This window comes from Enterobacter mori LMG 25706 (assembly GCF_000211415.1).
In the GTDB taxonomy this organism is placed as follows: domain Bacteria; phylum Pseudomonadota; class Gammaproteobacteria; order Enterobacterales; family Enterobacteriaceae; genus Enterobacter; species Enterobacter mori.
This window is the reverse complement of record NZ_GL890773.1, coordinates 12,452-31,081: the sequence shown is the minus strand read 5'-3', so window position 1 is coordinate 31,081 and position 18,630 is coordinate 12,452. Positions and strand designations below refer to the sequence as shown.

The window sequence follows — 18,630 nt, the reverse complement described above, 5'->3', positions numbered from 1 at the left end:
TGCAACCTGACTCATTAAGCATCTATCACTGAGGATTACGTATGGGTGGTATCAGTATCTGGCAATTGTTAATCATTGCCGTCATCGTCGTACTGCTGTTTGGTACGAAGAAACTCGGTTCTATCGGTTCCGACCTTGGTGCATCTATCAAAGGCTTTAAGAAGGCCATGGGTGATGATGAAAGTAAGCAGGATAAAACCAGCCAGGACGCTGACTTTACTGCTAAATCCATCGCTGATAAGCAAGATGAAGCCAAAAAGGAAGACGCTAAACGCCACGATAAAGAGCAGGTGTAATTCGTGTTCGACATTGGTTTTAGTGAGCTGCTGCTGGTCTTTGTGATTGGTTTGATTGTGCTGGGGCCGCAGCGTCTTCCTGTTGCGGTCAAAACCGTGGTGGGTTGGGTGCGTGCGCTTCGCTCGCTGGCAACCACCGTGCAAAACGAGCTGGCGCAGGAGCTTAAGCTCCAGGAATTTCAGGACAGCCTGAAAAAAGTTGAGAAGGCGAGCATGGAAAACCTGACGCCCGAGCTGAAAGCATCAATGGATGAGTTGCGCGAAGCGGCTGAATCTATGAAGCGTTCATACAGCATCAACGATCCTGAAAAGGCGAGTGATGAAGCTAACACCATCCATAACCCGGTGGTGAAGGGCAGCGAAGAGCAGCGTGAGGGCGTAACGCCGTCCAGCGCGGAGCATCAGGCTGCCGCACCAGAACAGACGCCGCAGGAACCTGAAGTGATAAAACAGGCGCAGTCGGTCGAGCCAGTGTTAAAAGCGGCTGAAGCAAAGCCTGCTGCGTCCGTTTCCGAATCATCCCCTTCCTCGAGTGATAAAGCGTAAACATGGCAGTAGATGATACTCAACCGCTCATTACGCACCTCATTGAGCTGCGCAAGCGCCTGTTAAACTGCATTATTGCGGTTCTCCTTATATTCCTGTGCCTGGTCTATTTTGCCAACGATATCTATCAGGTGGTCTCTGCACCGCTGATTAAACAGATGCCGCTGGGCGCGACGATGATCGCCACGGACGTGGCTTCACCGTTTTTCACCCCGATCAAGCTGACCTTCTGGGTATCCTTGATTGCGTCTGCGCCGGTTATTTTGTACCAGGTCTGGGCCTTCGTCGCGCCGGCGCTGTACAAGCACGAGCGTAAACTGGTGATCCCTCTGCTGGTCTCCAGTTCGCTGCTGTTCTATATCGGCATGGCGTTCGCCTATTTCGTTGTCTTCCCTCTGGCCTTTGGCTTCCTGACGCATACCGCGCCGGAAGGGGTTCAGGTGTCGACAGACATCGCCAGCTATCTCAGCTTCGTCATGGCGCTGTTCATGGCGTTTGGTGTGGCGTTCGAAGTACCGGTGGCGATTGTCCTGCTGTGCTGGATGGGCGTGACAACGCCTGACGATCTCCGCAAGAAGCGTCCGTATATCCTCGTAGGCGCATTTGTGGTGGGCATGCTGCTGACGCCACCGGATGTCTTCTCGCAAACCTTACTGGCGATACCGATGTATTGTTTGTTTGAGGTCGGCGTGTTCTTCTCGCGTTTCTATGTGGGCAAACGACGTCCGCCGGAAGATGAAGAAGACGGGTCTGAAAAGACCACTGAAGAATAACACCAGCCGCCCGTCAGGGCGGTTGTCATATGGAGAGGGGCATGTTTGATATTGGGCTTAACCTGACCAGCTCGCAGTTCGCGAAAGACCGGGATGAGGTCGTCGCCCGTGCTTTTGCCGCCGGGGTGAAAGGGCTGTTGCTGACGGGAACCAACCTTCATGAAAGTGAGCAGGCGCAGTTGCTTGCGCAACGCTACGAACGCTGCTGGTCAACCGCAGGCGTCCACCCTCATGACAGTAGCCAATGGACGCAACACAGCGCTGAAACGCTCCACGCGCTGGCGAAAATGCCACAGGTGGTCGCCATCGGCGAGTGCGGTCTTGATTTCAATCGCAATTTTTCCACGCCGGAAGACCAGGAAAAAGCATTCACCGCACAATTGGCGCTGGCCGCAGAGCTTGAAATGCCAGTGTTCATGCATTGCCGCGATGCGCATGAGCGTTTTATCACCCTTCTGGAACCGTGGCTGGATAAACTGCCTGGTGCTGTGTTGCACTGCTTTACCGGATCGCATCAGGACGCGCTGGATTGCCTGAATCGAGGACTTTATCTGGGCATTACCGGTTGGGTTTGCGATGAGCGTCGCGGGCTGGAACTGCGTGAATTGTTGCCGGCGATCCCGGCTGAACGCCTGCTGCTGGAAACCGATGCCCCTTATTTGCTGCCGCGCGACATGAAACCCAAACCGGCATCGCGGCGTAATGAACCGGCGTATCTGGGGCACATCGTTGAGAGTGTGGCGCACTGGCGCGGAGAAGATCCACACTGGCTGGCCGCGCAGACGGATGACAACGTGCGCCGCCTGTTTCGAATTGCGTTTTAAAGCTTACGGAAGTCGGTGTTTTTCACGCTCTGCAGCACCTGTTTATTCAACAGGTTAAGCAGCAACATAGAGCGCGCTTCGCCATCAGGTTCAGAGAATATGGCCTGCAGGCCTTCAAAGGCACCTTCTGTAATCACCACGCTATCGCCCGCATAAGGGGTTTCCGGGTCGGTAATCCCTTCGGGTTGTTGATAAATCGAAAGCTGATGAATGACGGTTGAGGGAACCGTCGCGGGGCTGGTGCCAAAACGGACAAAGTGACTGACACCGCGCGTGGCGCTGATTGTCGTGGTGTGGATCACTTCCGGGTCGAATTCGACGAACAGATAGTTCGGGAAGAGAGGCTCGCTGACCATCGTGCGTTTCCCGCGCTGCATTTTTTCAAGCGTGATCACGGGCGTCAGGCAATTCACCGACTGACGTTCAAGATGTTCCTGCGCGCGCTGAAGTTGCCCGCGTTTGCAATACAGTAAATACCAGGCCTGCATAATCACTCTTTCCCTTAGTTCGGGGCGCAAGCATATCAAAACCCTGGCCGGATCGCTAAGTTGATTATAATGGGCGAAAGTGGAGTAAGTCGCGGAAGTTCACGCTAATTTAACAAAATTACAGCATCACGTAGGCTTACGCCGTATAATGAAGCGCTTACAGAGAGGCCATGACTAACTGCATGAAATACCACGATCTACGCGACTTCCTGACGCTGCTGGAAAAGCAGGGCGAACTTAAACGGATTACGCTTCCTGTTGATCCTTATCTGGAAATGACAGAAATTGCTGACCGCACCCTGCGTGCCGGTGGGCCTGCGCTGCTGTTTGAAAATCCGAAAGGCTACGACATGCCGGTGCTGTGCAATCTGTTCGGCACGCCGCGCCGCGTGGCGCTGGGCATGGGACAAGAGGATGTCACGGCGTTGCGTGAAGTGGGTAAACTGCTGGCGTTTTTGAAAGAGCCGGAGCCGCCGAAAGGTTTCCGCGATCTGTTCGACAAGCTGCCGCAGTTTAAGCAGGTACTGAACATGCCAACCAAACGCCTGCGCGGTGCGCCGTGCCAGCAAAAAGTGCTGGAAGGCGATGCGGTTGATCTGACAACAATCCCGATTATGCAGTGCTGGCCTGAAGATGCTGCGCCGCTGATTACCTGGGGTTTGACCGTCACCCGTGGGCCGCATAAAGAGCGCCAAAACCTCGGTATCTACCGCCAGCAGCTGATTGGTAAAAATAAACTTATCATGCGCTGGCTGTCACATCGTGGCGGCGCGCTCGATTTCCAGGAGTGGTGCGCGGAACATCCCGGCGAACGATTCCCGGTTTCTGTTGCCCTGGGGGCCGATCCGGCAACGATTCTGGGCGCGGTTACGCCTGTTCCGGATACGCTCTCAGAGTATGCCTTTGCAGGGCTGCTGCGCGGTACTAAAACGGAAGTCGTAAAGTGTGTCTCCAATGACCTGGAAGTGCCAGCCAGTGCGGAAATCGTTCTGGAAGGCTACATCGAACAGGGTGAGCTTGCACCGGAAGGGCCTTACGGCGACCATACGGGTTATTACAATGAAATTGATAACTTCCCGGTGTTTACCGTCACGCACATTACCCAGCGTGAAGATGCGATTTACCACTCAACCTATACCGGCCGTCCACCGGATGAGCCTGCGGTGCTGGGTGTGGCGCTGAACGAAGTCTTTGTGCCGATTTTGCAAAAACAGTTCCCGGAAATTGTTGATTTCTATCTGCCGCCGGAAGGGTGCTCGTATCGCCTGGCGGTAGTGACGATGAAGAAGCAGTATGCCGGTCACGCTAAACGCGTGATGATGGGCGTATGGTCTTTCCTGCGCCAGTTTATGTATACCAAGTTTGTTATCGTCTGCGATGATGACGTCAACGCCCGCGACTGGAACGACGTTATTTGGGCGATTACTACACGCATGGACCCCGCGCGTGATACGGTGTTAGTCGAAAACACGCCGATAGATTATCTGGACTTTGCCTCGCCGGTTTCCGGTCTTGGCTCAAAAATGGGACTGGATGCCACGAATAAATGGCCTGGCGAAACCGACCGTGAATGGGGTCGCCCGATCAAAAAAGATCCTGCCGTGACCGCGCGTATAGACGCGATCTGGGACGAACTGGCCATAATGAATAACGGTAAATCTGAAGCTGACCGTTAAGCCCTATAGACTTCCCGACAGAGAGAGCGAATGACAACCTTAAGCTGTAAAGTGACCTCGGTAGATGCCATTACCGACACCGTATATCGCGTCCGTTTAGTGCCAGAATCGGCATTCTCTTTCCGCGCTGGTCAGTACCTGATGGTCGTGATGGATGAGCGCGATAAACGTCCTTTCTCTATGGCGTCGACGCCAGCGGAGCAGGAATTTATTGAGCTTCATATTGGTGCGTCTGAGCTTAACCTTTACGCCATGGCTGTCATGGACCGCATCCTGAAAGAGCGTGAAATCGTGGTAGACATTCCGCACGGTGAAGCCTGGCTGCGCGAAGATGAAGACCGTCCGCTTATCCTGATTGCTGGCGGTACGGGGTTCTCGTATGTTCGCTCTATTCTGTTGACCGCGCTGGCACGTAACCCGAACCGCGACATCACCATCTATTGGGGCGGCCGCGAAGAGAAACATCTGTACGACCTGTCCGAACTGGAAGCGCTGAGCGTGAATCACCCGAACCTGCGCGTTGAGCCGGTTGTTGAGCAGCCGGAAGAGGGCTGGCGCGGTCGTAGTGGTACGGTGCTAACGGCGGTCCTGCAGGATCATGGCACGCTCGCCGGGCACGATATCTACATTGCTGGCCGTTTTGAAATGGCGAAAATTGCCCGCGACCTGTTCTGTAATGAGCGCGACGCGCGGGAAGATCGCCTGTTTGGCGATGCGTTCGCGTTTATCTAAGTGTCTAACCCGCTTCGGCGGGTTCTTTGTCTCGGTGAGAATTGGCGATAATTTAACCTTGAAAAGGTTAATGCATTGCCGCTATCCTTAGCGTTGTTATTGTCCTCCCTCAGGAGCGCCCCCCAAAAATGAACAAACACGACTGATGAATTTCTGTCCTTGCTAAACGCCACCGCGTCGGCAGGGGAGGTTTTTGATTTCATTCAGGAGTGCTTATGGCTCATTTTGCGCAGTCCCCTTCTTTTATTTTGCATCAGGTCACCTGTCAGTTTGCGACGGGCGATACCCTTTTCGGTCCGCTAAATCTTACGCTCGATGCCTCGCCGTGCGCGCTGGTTGGCCGCAACGGCAGCGGTAAAACACGCCTGCTGCGTCTACTGGCAGGCATTGATGAACCTGAACACGGCCATATTGAGCGTTTCGGTACCCATGCCTATGTGGCGCAGCAGCATGAAATTTCCTCGCAGACCACGCTTGCGGAACTGCTTGGATATGACGCGATCTTCGCCGCCCGTAAGCGCATCGACAGCGGTGACTATCAGCCAGAGGATCTGGAAAAGCTCGACGGTAAATGGGATTTGGCGGAACGCCTGAGTGAAGCGTTTATGAACGCGCACCTCCCGCTGTTTGATCCCGATAAACCGGCCAGGGAACTTAGCGGCGGTGAGCGTATTCGCGCCCTGCTCTGCGGGGCATTGATTGCGGATGCGGATTACCTTCTGCTGGATGAACCCACGAACCATCTGGACAGACAAGGGCGTGAATGGTTTTACGACCAGCTTTTCCACCATCGGGGCGGCGTGCTGGTGGCTTCTCACGATCGTGAATTGCTGGCACAGGTGCCGCGCATTCTCGAGCTGAGCCCTTTTGGCCTGCGCAGCTTCGGTGGAAACTATGCTGATTATAAAACTCAGCGCGATACGGAACAGCAGGCTGCCCGCGCCGCGCTGGAGCACGCGGCCACTGAGCGCAAACGAATCCGCGCGCGGATGCATAAAGAGCACGACGACAGCCAGCGACGTTCAGCAAAAACGTTGCGTACGGTTGATAGCCTCAATATCGCCTCCTTTGAGCGGGTGAAATACAAAATGGCGGCAAAAGAACGCATTGGCTCGTGGAAAAAACAGCACAGCGAACAGAATGACGCGTTAAATACCGCAGTAAACAACGCGCGCGAGCGGGTAGAAGACGATAACCCGGTCATCTTCACCCTGCCGGGCAGTCGCGTCGCAGAGGGGAAGCAGGTGCTGGTTCTGGACGCATTGGAACTGCCGCATGTGAATATCCCGCCGATGAGTTGGCGTATGGACGGGCCAATGCGTGTCGCACTCCGTGGGCCGAATGGCTGTGGTAAATCGACGCTCTTGAAAGTGATGTCCGGAGAGGAAGCACCTCTTTCAGGAACCTGCACGGTATCGGTCAGCTGCGCCTATCTCGATCAACACCTGTCGCAGTTCGATCTTACACAGTCGGTGATGACGCATCTCAACCTCAGCAACTCGCCGCTTGAAGAAGGCACGTTGCGTACTCGTCTGGCACAGCTTCAGCTTGGCGCAGATAAGGTCTCGCTCCCCCTGGCGGAACTGAGCGGCGGGGAACGCCTCAAAGCCGCGCTGGCCATTGTCTTATGGCGTGAAGAGGCCACGCAGCTTTTGCTCCTGGATGAGCCCACTAACCATTTGGATCTGGCCTCCGTTCAGGCCATTGAGGCTGCACTGGCGGAGTTCCCTGGCGCGCTGCTGGTGGTGTCGCATGATGAAACGTTTTTGAAGGGATTAACGCTGACGCATAACCTGGTGTGGAATGAGGCGGGATGGCATTTTGTAAGCCTATAAAACACAAGCCCCCGCAAGGGCGGGGGCGGTCAAACTGTTTTACGCTATCTGTTTACTGAGTGCAGGGTTCGCCTGAATCAGGCGCATCAGCTTTAACTCGGTTGGCGTGGGCTTTTCACGTTTTGATTCCCACTCCAGCACCATCGCCACGCTGACACCCATCGCTCTGGCGAATTCATCTGTTTGCAGCCCTGTCCCTTTGCGCAATTGCTCAAATTCTGTAAAGGGATTGGACTTTTGTTGCAGGGTAACCGTCTGCGGTACATCTTTAAAAATAATCTGTTCCAGGCTGCTCAGCAGCTCAAACTCAGGATCTTTATATTCCATTGAGAACTCCTCTTAAATCACACATCGGGATCAAGAACATCAGAGAGCCAGTTAAGAATAGTCCCTAATACAAACGAAGGATCGTTGCGGATGTGATTAATCGTGCGGTAACGATAGCTTTATCCGTTTCAGCTATCTGGATAGTTATGCTAATTACCTGATTAGCCATATATCGGCTTCGACAGGTATTTTTTTGTAAATGGTAAGAAATAAAACGGCAATAGCCGTTTTGCATGAAAAGAGTATCTTGCGGGGCTGACCTGGACTATCCTTGTCAGCGTTGGGCACGCGTGTGCCGGTGTGCGCTTTTTTGGGTGAAAGGAGTAATAAAATGGCGACAGGAAAGTCCTGCTCTCGCTGGTTTGCGCCTCTTGCGGCGTTGTTGATGGTAGTTAGCCTGAGTGGGTGTTTCGATAAAGAAGGCGATCAGCGCAAAGCGTTTATCGATTTTCTACAGAATACAGTGATGCGTAGCGGCGAGCGTTTACCAACGTTGACTGCGGATCAGAAAAAACAGTTTGGTCCTTTCGTGTCCGATTACGCCATCCTTTATGGTTATTCGCAGCAGGTGAGCCAGGCGATGGACTCCGGCCTTCGTCCGGTGCTGGATAGCGTTAATGCGATCCGTGTACCGCAGGATTAGATGACCCAACGTGAACCGCTGCGCCAGTCCAACGGTGCGCTTGGCGTGCTGAGCCAGCAGTTACAGAATGCGAAAATGCAGGCTGATGCGTCACGTTCTGCGCTGAAACAGGGCGAGGATCTCAAGCCTGTCTTTGACAAAGTGTATGAGAAAGTGGTGACGAAGCCGTCTGATGCTTTGCAGCCGTTGATCCCGGCCGCGCAGGTCTTCACGCAGCAGCTGGTTCAGGTGGGGGATTTTATCTCCCAACAGGGGACGCAGGTGAGCTTTGTCTCTAACGGTATCCAGTTCCCAACCTCACAGCAGGCAAGTCAATATAATACGCTGATTGGGCCGCTGGCTTCCCAGCACCAGGCCTTTAGCCAGGCGTGGAGTGCGGCAGTCGCTGCCACCGAGTAAGATAAAAATCCCCGCTTCGTGCGGGGTTTTTTTTAGGGGTATTGAAAATAACGCTTGTCATTCCTCTACCACATCGGTATAACTATCCCCGTCGGTTTGTTACACAGACCTAAAGCAGTTTAGTAAAGCAGTCCAGATTGTTATCCATAGATACCCTTCGTTGTGACCCTTCCTTCATCGCTTAAAAATCTGTAACGCAATCCATCAAGCCGGAAGGCACAATATATTTGTTAATAAGGTAATTTCTATGTCTGCTAAAATGACTGGTCTGGTAAAATGGTTCAACGCTGATAAAGGTTTCGGCTTCATCACTCCTGACGATGGCTCAAAAGACGTGTTCGTACACTTCTCTGCTATCCAGAACGATGGCTACAAATCTCTGGATGAAGGTCAGAAAGTTTCCTGCACCAGCGAAAGCGGCGCTAAAGGCCCAGCAGCTGGTAACGTTGTAAGCCTGTAAGCTTCCAACCCAGTAGCACAAAATTCAAAAACCCGCCTTCTGGCGGGTTTTTTCGTTTCTACTGTTGGATCTGTGGGTTAACGCAGTTCTTATCCACTTTTCCGCCGAGCGCGGCAATCAGGTTGTCTACCGCAGTAGCCGCCATGTTGTAGCGTGTCTCGTGAGTGGCTGAGCCGATGTGGGGAAGGGCGACGACGTTTGGCAGTTTGAGCAGCGGGGAATCTACTGACAGCGGCTCTTGTTCAAACACGTCCAGACCTGCTGCATGGATCTCGCCATTTTGCAGTGCCTCAATCAGCGCCTTCTCATCCACCACCGGGCCGCGACCCGCATTGATGAAAATGGCCGACGTCTTCATCTTTTCAAACGCGGCTTTGCCAATCAGGTGACGCGTTTCGTCCGTCAGTGGCAGGATAAGGCAGACGAAATCAGCTTCCTGCAGCAGCGTATCAAGCTCGCAGTAACGCGCGTTGAAACGTTCTTCAGCTTCGCTGTGGCGACGGCGTGCGTTGTAAAGAATCGGCATGTTAAAACCGAAATGCGCGCGCTGTGCCAGCGCCAGCCCGATACGCCCCATACCCACTATGCCCAGCGTTTTGCCGTGGACGTCCACGCCGAACCAGTCCGGACCAATGCTTTTGGTCCATTCGCCCGCTTTGACGCGCTCAGCCACTTCCACCACGCGACGGGCCGTGCTGAGCACCAGCGCCATCAGCGTGTCGGCCACGGTTTCCGTCAGGGCATGTGGCGTGTGCATCAGCAGAACGTTGCGTTTGTTAAGGGCATCCACGTCGAAGTTGTCGTAACCCACAGAAACGGTAGACGTCGCACGAAGCTTCGGCATTTTCTCCAGCAGGGCGACATCCACTTTCTCGCTTGAACCCAGCAGACCTTCAGCGCTGGCGAACGCCCCGGCGTGCTGTGCCACGGTTTCCGGGCTCAGGTTCTTCACCTGCGTGACGGTGAAGTGTTCTTCAAGGCGTTTTTGCAGATCGTCAGGCAGTGCTTTATACAAAATGACGGACGGCTTCATGCTAATCTCCATTGATTTTAAAAGGTTTCAGGCGTGTCGCGCGCCGACAGGGTGCTGTTGATTATTAGCAGGCTTAACACTCAGAGTAAGCCATACCGAGGCGAAAAGCGCTACCCCCATAAATATGTACGACGCTGATGGACTGCCGGTTACACCGTTCAGATAGCCCACAAACCAGGAACCACAGAACGACCCCAGTGCGCCCATGCTGTTAATCAGCGCCATCGCACCGCCTGCTACATTACGCGGCAGCATTTCAGGAATGATGGCAAAGAACGGACCATACGGGGCGTACATCGCTGCACCCGCAATCACCAGCAGCGTATAAGAGACCCAGAAATGGTTCGCACCAACTGCCCAGGAGCCAATGAAGGCAAAGGCAGCGATGAGCAGCAGGGGCCAGACGAACAGCTTACGATTTTGCAGTTTGTCCGATGCCCAGGAAGCGATAATCATCGCGATGGTGGCAGCCAGATAAGGCACGGATGACAGCCAGCCCACTTCGACCATGCCAAGATTGTCGCCACCGCTGCGGATAATCGACGGCAGCCACAGCACGAAGCCATATACGCCAATACTCCAGGTAAAATATTGCGCGCACAGCAGGATCACGTTGCGGGAGCGGAAGGCTTCACCGTAGTTGCGAACCGCCTTCAGACCCTGCTGCTCTTTATCCAACTGGGCCTGCAGCGCGGCTTTTTCATCTTCGGAAAGCCGTTTCGCCTGGGCAGGTTTATCCTTCACCAGCACCCACCAGCAGAATGCCCAGATCACTGCTGGCACCCCTTCGATGATAAACATTTCGCGCCAGCCGAAGGACTGGATCAGGTAGCCAGACACCACCGACATCCACAGTACCGTGACCGGGTTACCGAGGATCAGGAAGGTATTCGCGCGCGAGCGTTCAGATTTGGTAAACCAGTTGCTGATGTAAATCAGCATCGCCGGCATGACCGCCGCTTCAACGACGCCGAGGATAAAGCGAATGGCGGCCAGAGCAGGAATATTGTTTACCACGCCGGTCAGTGACGCGCAGGCGCCCCACAGGATCAGGCAGACGAAGATCAGCTTGCGCACGCTGCGGCGTTCCGCGTAAATCGCGCCGGGGATCTGGAAGAAGAAGTAGCCGAGGAAGAAAAGGGCACCGAGCAGGGAGGATACACCTTTGGTGATACCGAGGTCTTCGGTGATCCCCGCAGCGGATGCGAAACTGAAGTTAGCACGATCGAGGTACGCCAGGCTGTACGTGATAAACACGATTGGCATGATGTACCACCAGCGTTTTACTGCATTGGTCGAACTGTTCATAGGCTTGCCTCTGTTGTTGAGGTTGTTACCGCCGTTGTCTGTAGGGTACACGGTGGCTTGTTTTGTTGAGTGCGATTTATGCCCCTCACCCCGGCCCTCTCCCCAACGGGGAGAGGGTGTTGTAAGTTCCCTCTCCCCTTTGGGGAGAGGGCTAGGGTGAGGGGGATGTTTATTCGTTAAGCTCTGCTCGCGTTGGTAATCCTTCGCTGGCACCCTGCACCTGAATCGCCAGCGAGCCAATCTTGTTGCCACGCGCAACGGCCTGCTGCAGCGGTTTGCCTTCCGGCAGGGCGCTAATGACGCCCACGGCAAAGCCATCGCCCGCGCCGACGGGATCGACCACGTTCTCAACCTTCACCGCCGCGACCGCGCCCTGTTCGCCGTTGGCCGTTTTAAACCATGCGCCATCGGCACCGGTCTTCAGCACCACCGCTTTTACCCCGTTATTCAGGTAGAAATCGGCAATGCCTTCCAGCGTCTTTTCACCCGTCAGGATCATCCCTTCTTTCAGGCCCGGCAGAACCCAGTCAGCCTGGAACGCCAGACGGTTCAGCTTCTCGACCATTTCCGCTTCGCTTTTCCACAGCACCGGGCGCAAATTGGGATCGAAAGAGATCGTTTTACCCTGCGACTTCATGGCTGTTGCCGCATGGTCCAGCAACGCATATGAGCTGGCAGACAGCGCTGCCGCCACGCCGCTGAGGTGCAGATGGCGCGCGGAGGCAAAATAGTGGGCGTGGTAATCCTCCACGGAGAGATGGCTTGCAGCCGATCCTTTACGGAAATACTCCACGATGGGATCGGTTCCATTTTCGACTTTAGATTTCAGCTGAAAGCCCGTTGCGAAACGGCCGTCGAGCGGGACGCCTGCGGCATCAATTCCCTCTTTTTTCAGTGAATCGAGAACGAAATGGCCAAAGCTGTCGTCCCCTACGCGACTCACCCAGCCGACGTTCAGGCCCAGGCGCGCCAGGCCCGTGGCGACGTTCAGCTCTGCACCCGCCACGCGTTTCATAAAGTGTTCTACCGCGCTCAGGTCGCCCGTTTCGGTGGCCACAAACATCGCCATGGCTTCGCCGATAGTGATCACATCCAGCGTCTTTTGCATGGTTTACTCCTCACGCAGCAGGTTAACGTAGTGGCGGGGAATGGCAGTTAAATCTGCCCCCTCCAGGGGAAATTCGATACCGCGCGGGGCATCGGCAGGAAGCTGATTAAGCAGGTCCAGCCAGCGTGATTCCGCGCGGTCCGGTGCAATGGCGCGGAACTGCTCCTTATGCGGAACGGCGGCCTTAACGTGGATATAGCTCACGGCCGGAGCCAGATGACGCGCGGCTTCTTCGGGGGAATCGCCCACCCACAGCCAGTTGCCCATATCGAACGTCAGGGTGACGGGCAATGCCATCACCCGGCAGGCGGCTTTGAAGCGCTGCATGGGCGCGAGCTGGCCGCAGTCGGTCTGGTCATTTTCCACCACCAGCGTCATACCGCTTTCATTCAGCATCGCGCGTAAAGCTTCAAGTGGCTGTTTATCGTTGAAATGACCCAGCGAGACTTTCAACCACAGCGCGTTCAGCGCGGTGGCTTCGGCCAGATAGCGGGGGAGGTCAGGGTTGAGCGTTCCGTTGGGCATAAACAGGGCGGCGGGTGCGGAATAGCATGCCAGCAGACCCAGTAGTTCGATGGACTCACCCAGCGCAGGCAGCGCCAGCAGCTCTTCGCTGTTGAACAGCTCGCGGCGGATTTCTACACCGTCCGCGCCTGCGCCCGCAATGACGGGAAGCATTGCGCGTTGACCACCGGCCTGCCGCACCTGGTCCGCGCCATAAGCGGCGGTGACCACCATTATTTTCCTGCTCATACCAGACTCCATCGCGTAATCGATAGTATTACGCTAGATGGAACCGGTTCCAAAGAAAAGATTGGGATGTTGAATTTATGATCGCTGTCACGAAGGGAATTTAGCGGGCGGTAGAGCCGCGAACGATCAGTTCGCCAGAGAAGACCTGTTCACGCACGGCGTCGCTGGCACCTTCAATACGGCGAACCACCTGTTCAACAGCGGCATAGCCGATTTGCCACGTGGGTTGCTTGAGCGTGGTGATGCCGACGCCAGCCAGCTCTGCCCACTCAAGCTCATCGAAACCCAGCAGGCCGATATCACTTCCCCAGTGCAGGCCAATGCGCTTGAGGGAGCGGGCAACCTGGAGCGTTAGCGCCCCGTTTGCGGAGATGACGGCTTTACGCATTCCGCGGTGGCGCGTGTGGAACTGGCGAAGGGTATTGTCAATCTGGTCAGCTTCATGCAGCGGCGTCTCGGCATTTTCGGCGATCACGCCGGGATAGCGGTCCAGCGTGGCGCGAAAGGCGCTTAAACGCTCGCGACGCGTGTTGACCATTCCCAGCGGTTCACTCAGGAAAAGGACCGCTTCAAAACCCTGTTCGATGAGGTGCTCGGTGGCTGTCGTGGCCGCCTGCGTGTTATCCAGCCCGACGACATCGCAGGCAAATTCCGGGATTTTGCGGTCGATAAGCACCATTGGCAGCGAAGACTGCTGCAGCCGGTTGAGCCCTTCTTCACGCATGCCCACGGCATTCACCACAATACCTTCCACCTGGTAACTGCGTAGCAAATCCAGATAGTGCAGCTCCTGATCGACCTCATTGTTGGTGTTACAGACCAACGGCGTAAAGCCTTTTTCGCGACAGGCGGCTTCGATGCCGCTGAGCACGTTGACGGAGTAGGGGTTGGTGATATCGGCGATGATCAGACCAATCAGGCGAGTTCTGCCGCGTTTCAGGCCGCGCGCCATAAGGCTTGGGCGATAGTCTAGTTCGGCAATGGCCTGTTCAATGCGGGCGAGCAGCGCGTCGGACAGCAGGTGTTTCTCACCGTTGAGATAGCGCGAAATGCTGGTTTTACCGGTTTTGGCGGCTTTCGCCACGTCGCTGATGGTGGCCCGGGTTGGTTTGCTCATCGCTGATTTCCCTGAATTTAGTGAGAATACCTTAGCGGGAAAATCTGACGAAGCAAGTAATTTGCCCGGCGGCGCTGCGCTTACCGGAGGTTGCGGTCTGATGCCCTCACCCGAACCCTCTCCCACTCTCCCACAGGGAGAGGGCGCAAACACTAAAAACGGCAACGGGGTTGCCGTTTTGCTTTTACCTACTGAATTGGGCTTAACGTAATCTCTACGCGACGGTTCTGTGCTTTGCCTTCCGCCGTGCTGTTGCTGGCGATTGGATTTGCCGGACCCATGCCGCTGGTGCGGATACGGTTCGCTTCAACACCCTGGGCGATCAGCGAGCTGGCCACGGAATCGGCGCGCTGCTGAGACAGACGCATGTTCAGATCCTGGCTGCCGGTACTGTCGGTATAGCCAATCACGTTAACGGCGGTTTTATTGTACTCTTTCAGCACCATCGCCACGCCGGTCAGGGTGTTTGCGCCTGCTGGTTTCAGCGTTGCGCTGCTGCTGTCAAAGGTCACGTTGTTTGGCATGTTCAGGATGATGTTGTCGCCGCTGCGCGTGACGCTCACGCCTGTGCCTTTCATTTTGTCGCGTAGTTTCGCTTCCTGCACATCCATGTAATAACCGACGCCGCCGCCCAGTGCTGCACCTGCTGCTGCGCCAATCAGTGCGCCTTTACCGCGATCTTTCTTGGAGGAAGAGAGCGCCCCAACGCCTGCACCAACCAGCGAGCCGATGCCCGCGCCGATGCCGGATTTACCCGCTTCGCGTTCACCGGTGTAAGGGTTGGTTGTGCAGCCAGAAACAGCCAGTGCACCGCTCACCAGAGCGGCAATAACGAGTACGCGTTTTTTCATCTTATTTCCTTAATCCTTTTTATTCTTTGCCACGGCGAGCGTGGCAGTTGATTATGACGTCCAGATACGGAGAAAATTCAGTGTATAACTCTGAAATTTGTGACAAACCATAAATCGCCTCAATTAAGAAGGCCGTAAACCTGCACGCAGCCAGGAGCGCACGCTTTGAGCACCTCAACCAAAACCATTCTGACCGCCGCCCACTGGGGACCCATGCTGGTCGAAACCGACGGGGAAACTGTCCTGTCGTCCCGCGGGGCACTGCCAACACAGCATCCCAACTCGTTACAGACTGTCGTTCGCGATCAGGTGCATAGCAAAACGCGCGTGCGCTGGCCGATGGTGCGTAAAGGTTATCTGGCTTCGCCAGACAAACCGCAAGGTATTCGGGGACAGGATGAGTTTGTCCGCGTGAGCTGGGATGAGGCGCTGGCATTGATTCACACCCAGCATAAACGTATCCGTGATAGCTATGGTCCGTCGTCCATTTTTGCTGGCTCTTACGGCTGGCGTTCGAACGGCGTGCTGCACAAGGCCTCGACGCTGCTGCAGCGCTATATGAGTCTGGCCGGGGGCTATACCGGGCATCTGGGAGATTACTCCACCGGTGCGGCGCAGGCGATTATGCCGTATGTCGTGGGCGGGAATGAGGTCTACCAACAGCAGACCAGCTGGCCGCTGGTGCTGGAACATACTGATGTGGTTGTGCTGTGGAGCGCTAACCCCCTCAACACTCTGAAAATTGCCTGGAATGCCAGCGATGAGCAGGGCGTGTCATATTTCGACGCGCTGCGCAAAAGCGGCAAGCGCATCCTCTGTATTGACCCAATGCGTTCGGAAACCATGGATTTCTTCGGCGACAGCGCCGAGTGGATCGCCCCGCATATGGGCACCGACGTGGCGATGATGCTGGGTATCGCCCATACGCTGGTTGAAAACGGCTGGCACGATGCGGAATTCCTGGCGCGTTGTACCACCGGTTTCGATAAATTCGCCGACTATCTGACGGGTGAATCTGATGGGGTGGCTAAAACAGCGGAATGGGCATCAGAGATTTGTGGCGTTCCTGCGGGCAAACTCCGCGAACTGGCGGCGTTGTTCCATAAAAATACCACCATGTTAATGTCCGGCTGGGGAATGCAGCGCCAGCAGTTTGGCGAGCAGAAGCACTGGATGCTGGTGACCCTTGCCGCAATGCTTGGGCAGATTGGCACGCCGGGCGGGGGTTTTGGTCTCTCCTATCACTTTGCGAACGGCGGTAACCCAACGCGTAAAGCGGCGGTGCTGGCGTCTCTGCAGGGCTCGGTGCAGGGCGGCGTGGATGCCGTGGATAAAATCCCGGTGGCGCGCATTGTTGAAGCTCTGGAAAACCCGGGCGGTTTTTATCAGCACAACGGTCTGGACCGCCACTTCCCGGATATTAAATTTGTCTGGTGGGCGGGCGGGTCGAACTTCACGCACCATCAGGACACCAACCGCCTGATCCGCGCCTGGCAGAAGCCGGAATTGGTGGTCATTTCCGAGGGCTTCTGGACCGGCTCGGCTAAGCATGCCGATATTGTGCTGCCTGCGACCACCTCGTTTGAGCGTAACGATCTCACCATGACCGGCGACTACAGCAACCAGCACATGGTGCCAATGAAGCGTGTTGTCGCACCGCGCGATGAAGCGCGTGATGATTTTGACGTCTTTGCGGAACTGAGCGAGCGCTGGGAAGCGGGCGGGCGCGAGCGTTTTACCGAAGGCAAAACGGATCTGGAATGGCTGGAAACCTTCTACCAGATTGCGGCCCAGCGTGGCGCAGCCCAAGGGGTGACGCTACCGCCGTTTGCTGAGTTCTGGGAAGCGAACGGCATCTTCGAAATGCCGGAGAGCGAGCAAAATGCGCAGTTTGTCCGTTTCGCTGATTTCCGCCGCGACCCGGAGAACCACCCGCTAAAAACCGAAAGCGGAAAAATCGTTCTCTTCAGCGAGCGCATTGCTGGCTTTGGCTATGCTGATTGCCCACCGCACCCCATGTGGCTGGAGCCAGACGAATGGCACGGCAACGCGCAGCCGGGGGAGCTTCAGATCTTATCTGCCCATCCGGCGCACCGCCTGCACAGCCAGCTGAACTATACGTCACTGCGCGAGCAGTATGCGGTTGCCGGGCGCGAGCCCATTACCCTGCATTCCGAAGATGCGAAAGCACGTGGAATCGCAGATGGCGATGTGGTGCGCGTCTGGAACGGGCGCGGACAGGTGCTGGCGGGAGCGGTGGTGAGCGACGGAATTAAGCCGGGCGTTATCTGCATTCACCAGGGGGCATGGCCGGATCTGGACCTGAGCGAAGGCGGTATTTGTAAAAACGGGGCGGTTAACGTGCTGACCAAAGATCTCCCCAGCTCGAAGCTGGGGAATGGCTGCGCGGGGAATACGGCGCTGGCATGGGTCGAGAAATATCAGGGGCCAGCGCTTACGTTAACGGCGTTTGATCCGCCTGCCAGCTCATGATCCACGTCGGGTGTTGGGTATCATCCTGCCAGGCGCTATCTTCAATGCGAAAGCCCTGCGCATGGTAGAAATTCACTGCCCGGACATTCTTCTGGTACACCTCCAGGCTTAAATGCGGAAAGCGCTGTTGAACATGGTTCAGCAGCGCCCGCCCGATGCCTTTCCCGATGTACGACGGTGCGACAAACAGCGCGCCGACAAACTGCGACTGCATCACGCTGATAAATCCGCACGGCTTTCCGTCCTGTTCCCAGACCCAGGTTTCCGCCGACGGCAGGTAAACCTCCCGCACCATGGCTTCGTTCTCTTTCCAGTAGTTTGCATCGATAAACGGATGCGCCTCCGTGGTGCTTGCAAGCCACAAACTCAGGAGCGGATCGGTATTTTCACTTTGCCATTTGCGGATCATGGTGGCCTCCCGGATGACAGAAGCAGCCCGTAATATGATCGTTGACCAGCCCACAGGCTTGCATAAAGGCGTAACAGATGGTGCTGCCCACAAATTTAAAACCGCGTTTTTTCAGCGCCTTAGAGAGTGCATCTGAAGCGGGTGTGGAGGCGGGGATCTCCCCGAGCGTAGCGGCCTGCGTGACGTGTGGCGTGTCATTCACAAAAGACCAGACAAATTCTGAAAATGACTCGCCGTTTTGCTCCATCGCCAGGTAAGCGCGTGCATTGCCGATGATGGCCTGGATTTTCCCGCGATGACGAATGATACCGGCGTCCAGTACCAGTCGTTCGACGTCCTCTTCGGTCATGGCGGCGACGGCGACAGGATCGAACTGGTGGAAGGCGTTGCGGTAATTTTCCCGTTTTTTCAGTACGGTAATCCATGACAAACCCGCCTGCTGGCCCTCAAGGCAGATCATTTCAAACAGTTTTTTGCCATCCGTTTCCGGTATGCCCCATTCACGATCGTGATAGTCGATATAGAGCTGATCCTGGCTTACCCAGCCGCAACGTTGCAT

The 18,630-nt window shown here is 55.6% G+C and carries 19 protein-coding genes and 1 pseudogene; 10 read left to right on the top strand and 10 right to left on the bottom strand.

From position 1 onward, the window contains the following. The first annotated feature begins 41 nt into the window (after window positions 1-41). From tatA to tatD, 4 genes are read left to right on the top strand one after another with little or no spacing between them, the layout of a single operon-like run. Window positions 42-296 (top strand): Sec-independent protein translocase subunit TatA, encoded by a 255-nt coding sequence (gene tatA / locus ENTMO_RS0100785; protein WP_010426269.1) that lies wholly within the window; start codon window positions 42-44, stop codon window positions 294-296. A 3-nt stretch (window positions 297-299) separates the two neighbouring features. Then, complete coding sequence (gene tatB, locus ENTMO_RS0100780; RefSeq protein WP_010426268.1) at window positions 300-842, top strand: Sec-independent protein translocase protein TatB; 543 nt, start codon at window positions 300-302, stop codon at window positions 840-842. A gap of 2 nt (window positions 843-844) precedes the next feature. Beyond that, on the top strand, window positions 845-1,615 hold the full coding sequence (gene tatC, locus ENTMO_RS0100775; protein WP_010426267.1) for a Sec-independent protein translocase subunit TatC: 771 nt from the start codon (window positions 845-847) through the stop codon (window positions 1,613-1,615). A 41-nt stretch (window positions 1,616-1,656) separates the two neighbouring features. Continuing rightward, window positions 1,657-2,439: a 3'-5' ssDNA/RNA exonuclease TatD gene (tatD, locus tag ENTMO_RS0100770; RefSeq protein WP_010426266.1), complete on the top strand. Its 783-nt coding sequence runs from the start codon at window positions 1,657-1,659 to the stop codon at window positions 2,437-2,439. Here tatD and rfaH read toward each other — a convergent pair. Continuing rightward, entirely contained in the window at window positions 2,436-2,927 is a 492-nt protein-coding gene (rfaH, locus tag ENTMO_RS0100765) for a transcription/translation regulatory transformer protein RfaH (protein WP_010426265.1), read from the bottom strand. The genes tatD and rfaH overlap by 4 nt on opposite strands. Before the next feature lie 170 nt (window positions 2,928-3,097). On the opposite strand from rfaH, the gene ubiD reads away from it, so the two are divergent. The 3 genes from ubiD (at window position 3,098) to ENTMO_RS0100750 (ending at window position 7,170) form a co-directional block, all read left to right on the top strand. Beyond that, window positions 3,098-4,603 (top strand): 4-hydroxy-3-polyprenylbenzoate decarboxylase, encoded by a 1,506-nt coding sequence (ubiD, locus tag ENTMO_RS0100760; RefSeq protein WP_029484905.1) that lies wholly within the window; start codon window positions 3,098-3,100, stop codon window positions 4,601-4,603. A 30-nt stretch (window positions 4,604-4,633) separates the two neighbouring features. Then, the gene (gene fre, locus ENTMO_RS0100755; RefSeq protein WP_010426263.1) at window positions 4,634-5,335 is read left to right on the top strand and encodes an NAD(P)H-flavin reductase; all 702 of its coding nucleotides are present in this window, start codon (window positions 4,634-4,636) and stop codon (window positions 5,333-5,335) included. Between the two features lie 215 nt (window positions 5,336-5,550). Further along, window positions 5,551-7,170 carry an ABC-F family ATP-binding cassette domain-containing protein gene (locus tag ENTMO_RS0100750; protein ID WP_010426262.1) on the top strand — a complete coding sequence of 540 codons (1,620 nt, stop codon included), beginning with the start codon at window positions 5,551-5,553 and terminating at the stop codon, window positions 7,168-7,170. A gap of 39 nt (window positions 7,171-7,209) precedes the next feature. Here ENTMO_RS0100750 and ENTMO_RS0100745 read toward each other — a convergent pair whose 3' ends face one another. Continuing rightward, entirely contained in the window at window positions 7,210-7,497 is a 288-nt protein-coding gene (locus ENTMO_RS0100745) for an HTH-type transcriptional regulator (protein ID WP_010426260.1), read from the bottom strand. A 331-nt stretch (window positions 7,498-7,828) separates the two neighbouring features. Here ENTMO_RS0100745 and ENTMO_RS23605 point away from each other — a divergent pair. After that, a pseudogene (locus tag ENTMO_RS23605) lies at window positions 7,829-8,539 on the top strand (DUF3053 domain-containing protein). Window positions 8,540-8,786: 247 nt separating this feature from the next. After that, entirely contained in the window at window positions 8,787-8,999 is a 213-nt protein-coding gene (gene cspA / locus ENTMO_RS0100735) for an RNA chaperone/antiterminator CspA (RefSeq protein ID WP_010426254.1), read from the top strand. Window positions 9,000-9,057: 58 nt separating this feature from the next. Here cspA and ghrB read toward each other — a convergent pair whose 3' ends face one another. The 6 genes from ghrB to ENTMO_RS0100705 all read right to left on the bottom strand — a co-directional run bounded on the left by ghrB (window position 9,058) and on the right by ENTMO_RS0100705 (window position 15,169). Continuing rightward, a complete protein-coding gene (gene ghrB, locus ENTMO_RS0100730; protein ID WP_010426252.1) occupies window positions 9,058-10,032 on the bottom strand; it encodes a glyoxylate/hydroxypyruvate reductase GhrB in 975 nt (324 codons plus the stop codon). A gap of 27 nt (window positions 10,033-10,059) precedes the next feature. Then, window positions 10,060-11,340, bottom strand: a complete 1,281-nt coding sequence (locus ENTMO_RS0100725; RefSeq protein ID WP_010426250.1) for an MFS transporter — start codon at window positions 11,338-11,340, stop codon at window positions 10,060-10,062. Between the two features lie 169 nt (window positions 11,341-11,509). Further along, complete coding sequence (locus ENTMO_RS0100720; RefSeq protein ID WP_010426248.1) at window positions 11,510-12,448, bottom strand: sugar kinase; 939 nt, start codon at window positions 12,446-12,448, stop codon at window positions 11,510-11,512. A 3-nt stretch (window positions 12,449-12,451) separates the two neighbouring features. Continuing rightward, a complete protein-coding gene (locus tag ENTMO_RS0100715) occupies window positions 12,452-13,201 on the bottom strand; it encodes a sugar phosphate isomerase/epimerase family protein (RefSeq protein ID WP_010426246.1) in 750 nt (249 codons plus the stop codon). Window positions 13,202-13,301: 100 nt separating this feature from the next. Next, the gene (locus tag ENTMO_RS0100710) at window positions 13,302-14,318 is read right to left on the bottom strand and encodes a LacI family DNA-binding transcriptional regulator (RefSeq protein ID WP_010426243.1); all 1,017 of its coding nucleotides are present in this window, start codon (window positions 14,316-14,318) and stop codon (window positions 13,302-13,304) included. Window positions 14,319-14,506: 188 nt separating this feature from the next. After that, window positions 14,507-15,169, bottom strand: a complete 663-nt coding sequence (locus ENTMO_RS0100705) for an OmpA family lipoprotein (RefSeq protein ID WP_010426241.1) — start codon at window positions 15,167-15,169, stop codon at window positions 14,507-14,509. A 165-nt stretch (window positions 15,170-15,334) separates the two neighbouring features. Between ENTMO_RS0100705 and ENTMO_RS0100700 the strand changes: the two genes are divergently transcribed. Then, window positions 15,335-17,662, top strand: a complete 2,328-nt coding sequence (locus tag ENTMO_RS0100700; RefSeq protein ID WP_029484904.1) for a molybdopterin guanine dinucleotide-containing S/N-oxide reductase — start codon at window positions 15,335-15,337, stop codon at window positions 17,660-17,662. On the opposite strand, the gene ENTMO_RS0100695 is transcribed toward ENTMO_RS0100700, so the two are convergent. Beyond that, a complete protein-coding gene (locus ENTMO_RS0100695) occupies window positions 17,625-18,071 on the bottom strand; it encodes an N-acetyltransferase (protein WP_010426237.1) in 447 nt (148 codons plus the stop codon). The two genes, ENTMO_RS0100700 and ENTMO_RS0100695, sit on opposite strands and share 38 nt — an antisense overlap. Then, window positions 18,049-18,630, bottom strand: a complete 582-nt coding sequence (gene tag / locus ENTMO_RS0100690) for a DNA-3-methyladenine glycosylase I (protein WP_010426235.1) — start codon at window positions 18,628-18,630, stop codon at window positions 18,049-18,051. The genes ENTMO_RS0100695 and tag overlap by 23 nt, the downstream gene beginning before the upstream one ends.

Bases quoted from the DNA above. Each gene is read 5' to 3' on its own strand.
- tatA (WP_010426269.1), top strand. From the start codon at position 42: ATGGGTGGTATCAGTATCTGGCAATTGTTAATCATTGCCGTCATCGTC.
- tatC (WP_010426267.1), top strand. From the start codon at position 845: ATGGCAGTAGATGATACTCAACCGCTCATTACGCACCTCATTGAGCTG.
- tatD (WP_010426266.1), top strand. From the start codon at position 1,657: ATGTTTGATATTGGGCTTAACCTGACCAGCTCGCAGTTCGCGAAAGAC.
- rfaH (WP_010426265.1), bottom strand. From the start codon at position 2,927: ATGCAGGCCTGGTATTTACTGTATTGCAAACGCGGGCAACTTCAGCGC.
- ubiD (WP_029484905.1), top strand. From the start codon at position 3,098: ATGACTAACTGCATGAAATACCACGATCTACGCGACTTCCTGACGCTG.
- fre (WP_010426263.1), top strand. From the start codon at position 4,634: ATGACAACCTTAAGCTGTAAAGTGACCTCGGTAGATGCCATTACCGAC.
- ENTMO_RS0100750 (WP_010426262.1), top strand. From the start codon at position 5,551: ATGGCTCATTTTGCGCAGTCCCCTTCTTTTATTTTGCATCAGGTCACC.
- ENTMO_RS0100745 (WP_010426260.1), bottom strand. From the start codon at position 7,497: ATGGAATATAAAGATCCTGAGTTTGAGCTGCTGAGCAGCCTGGAACAG.
- cspA (WP_010426254.1), top strand. From the start codon at position 8,787: ATGTCTGCTAAAATGACTGGTCTGGTAAAATGGTTCAACGCTGATAAA.
- ghrB (WP_010426252.1), bottom strand. From the start codon at position 10,032: ATGAAGCCGTCCGTCATTTTGTATAAAGCACTGCCTGACGATCTGCAA.
- ENTMO_RS0100725 (WP_010426250.1), bottom strand. From the start codon at position 11,340: ATGAACAGTTCGACCAATGCAGTAAAACGCTGGTGGTACATCATGCCA.
- ENTMO_RS0100720 (WP_010426248.1), bottom strand. From the start codon at position 12,448: ATGCAAAAGACGCTGGATGTGATCACTATCGGCGAAGCCATGGCGATG.
- ENTMO_RS0100715 (WP_010426246.1), bottom strand. From the start codon at position 13,201: ATGAGCAGGAAAATAATGGTGGTCACCGCCGCTTATGGCGCGGACCAG.
- ENTMO_RS0100710 (WP_010426243.1), bottom strand. From the start codon at position 14,318: ATGAGCAAACCAACCCGGGCCACCATCAGCGACGTGGCGAAAGCCGCC.
- ENTMO_RS0100705 (WP_010426241.1), bottom strand. From the start codon at position 15,169: ATGAAAAAACGCGTACTCGTTATTGCCGCTCTGGTGAGCGGTGCACTG.
- ENTMO_RS0100695 (WP_010426237.1), bottom strand. From the start codon at position 18,071: ATGATCCGCAAATGGCAAAGTGAAAATACCGATCCGCTCCTGAGTTTG.
- tag (WP_010426235.1), bottom strand. From the start codon at position 18,630: ATGCAACGTTGCGGCTGGGTAAGCCAGGATCAGCTCTATATCGACTAT.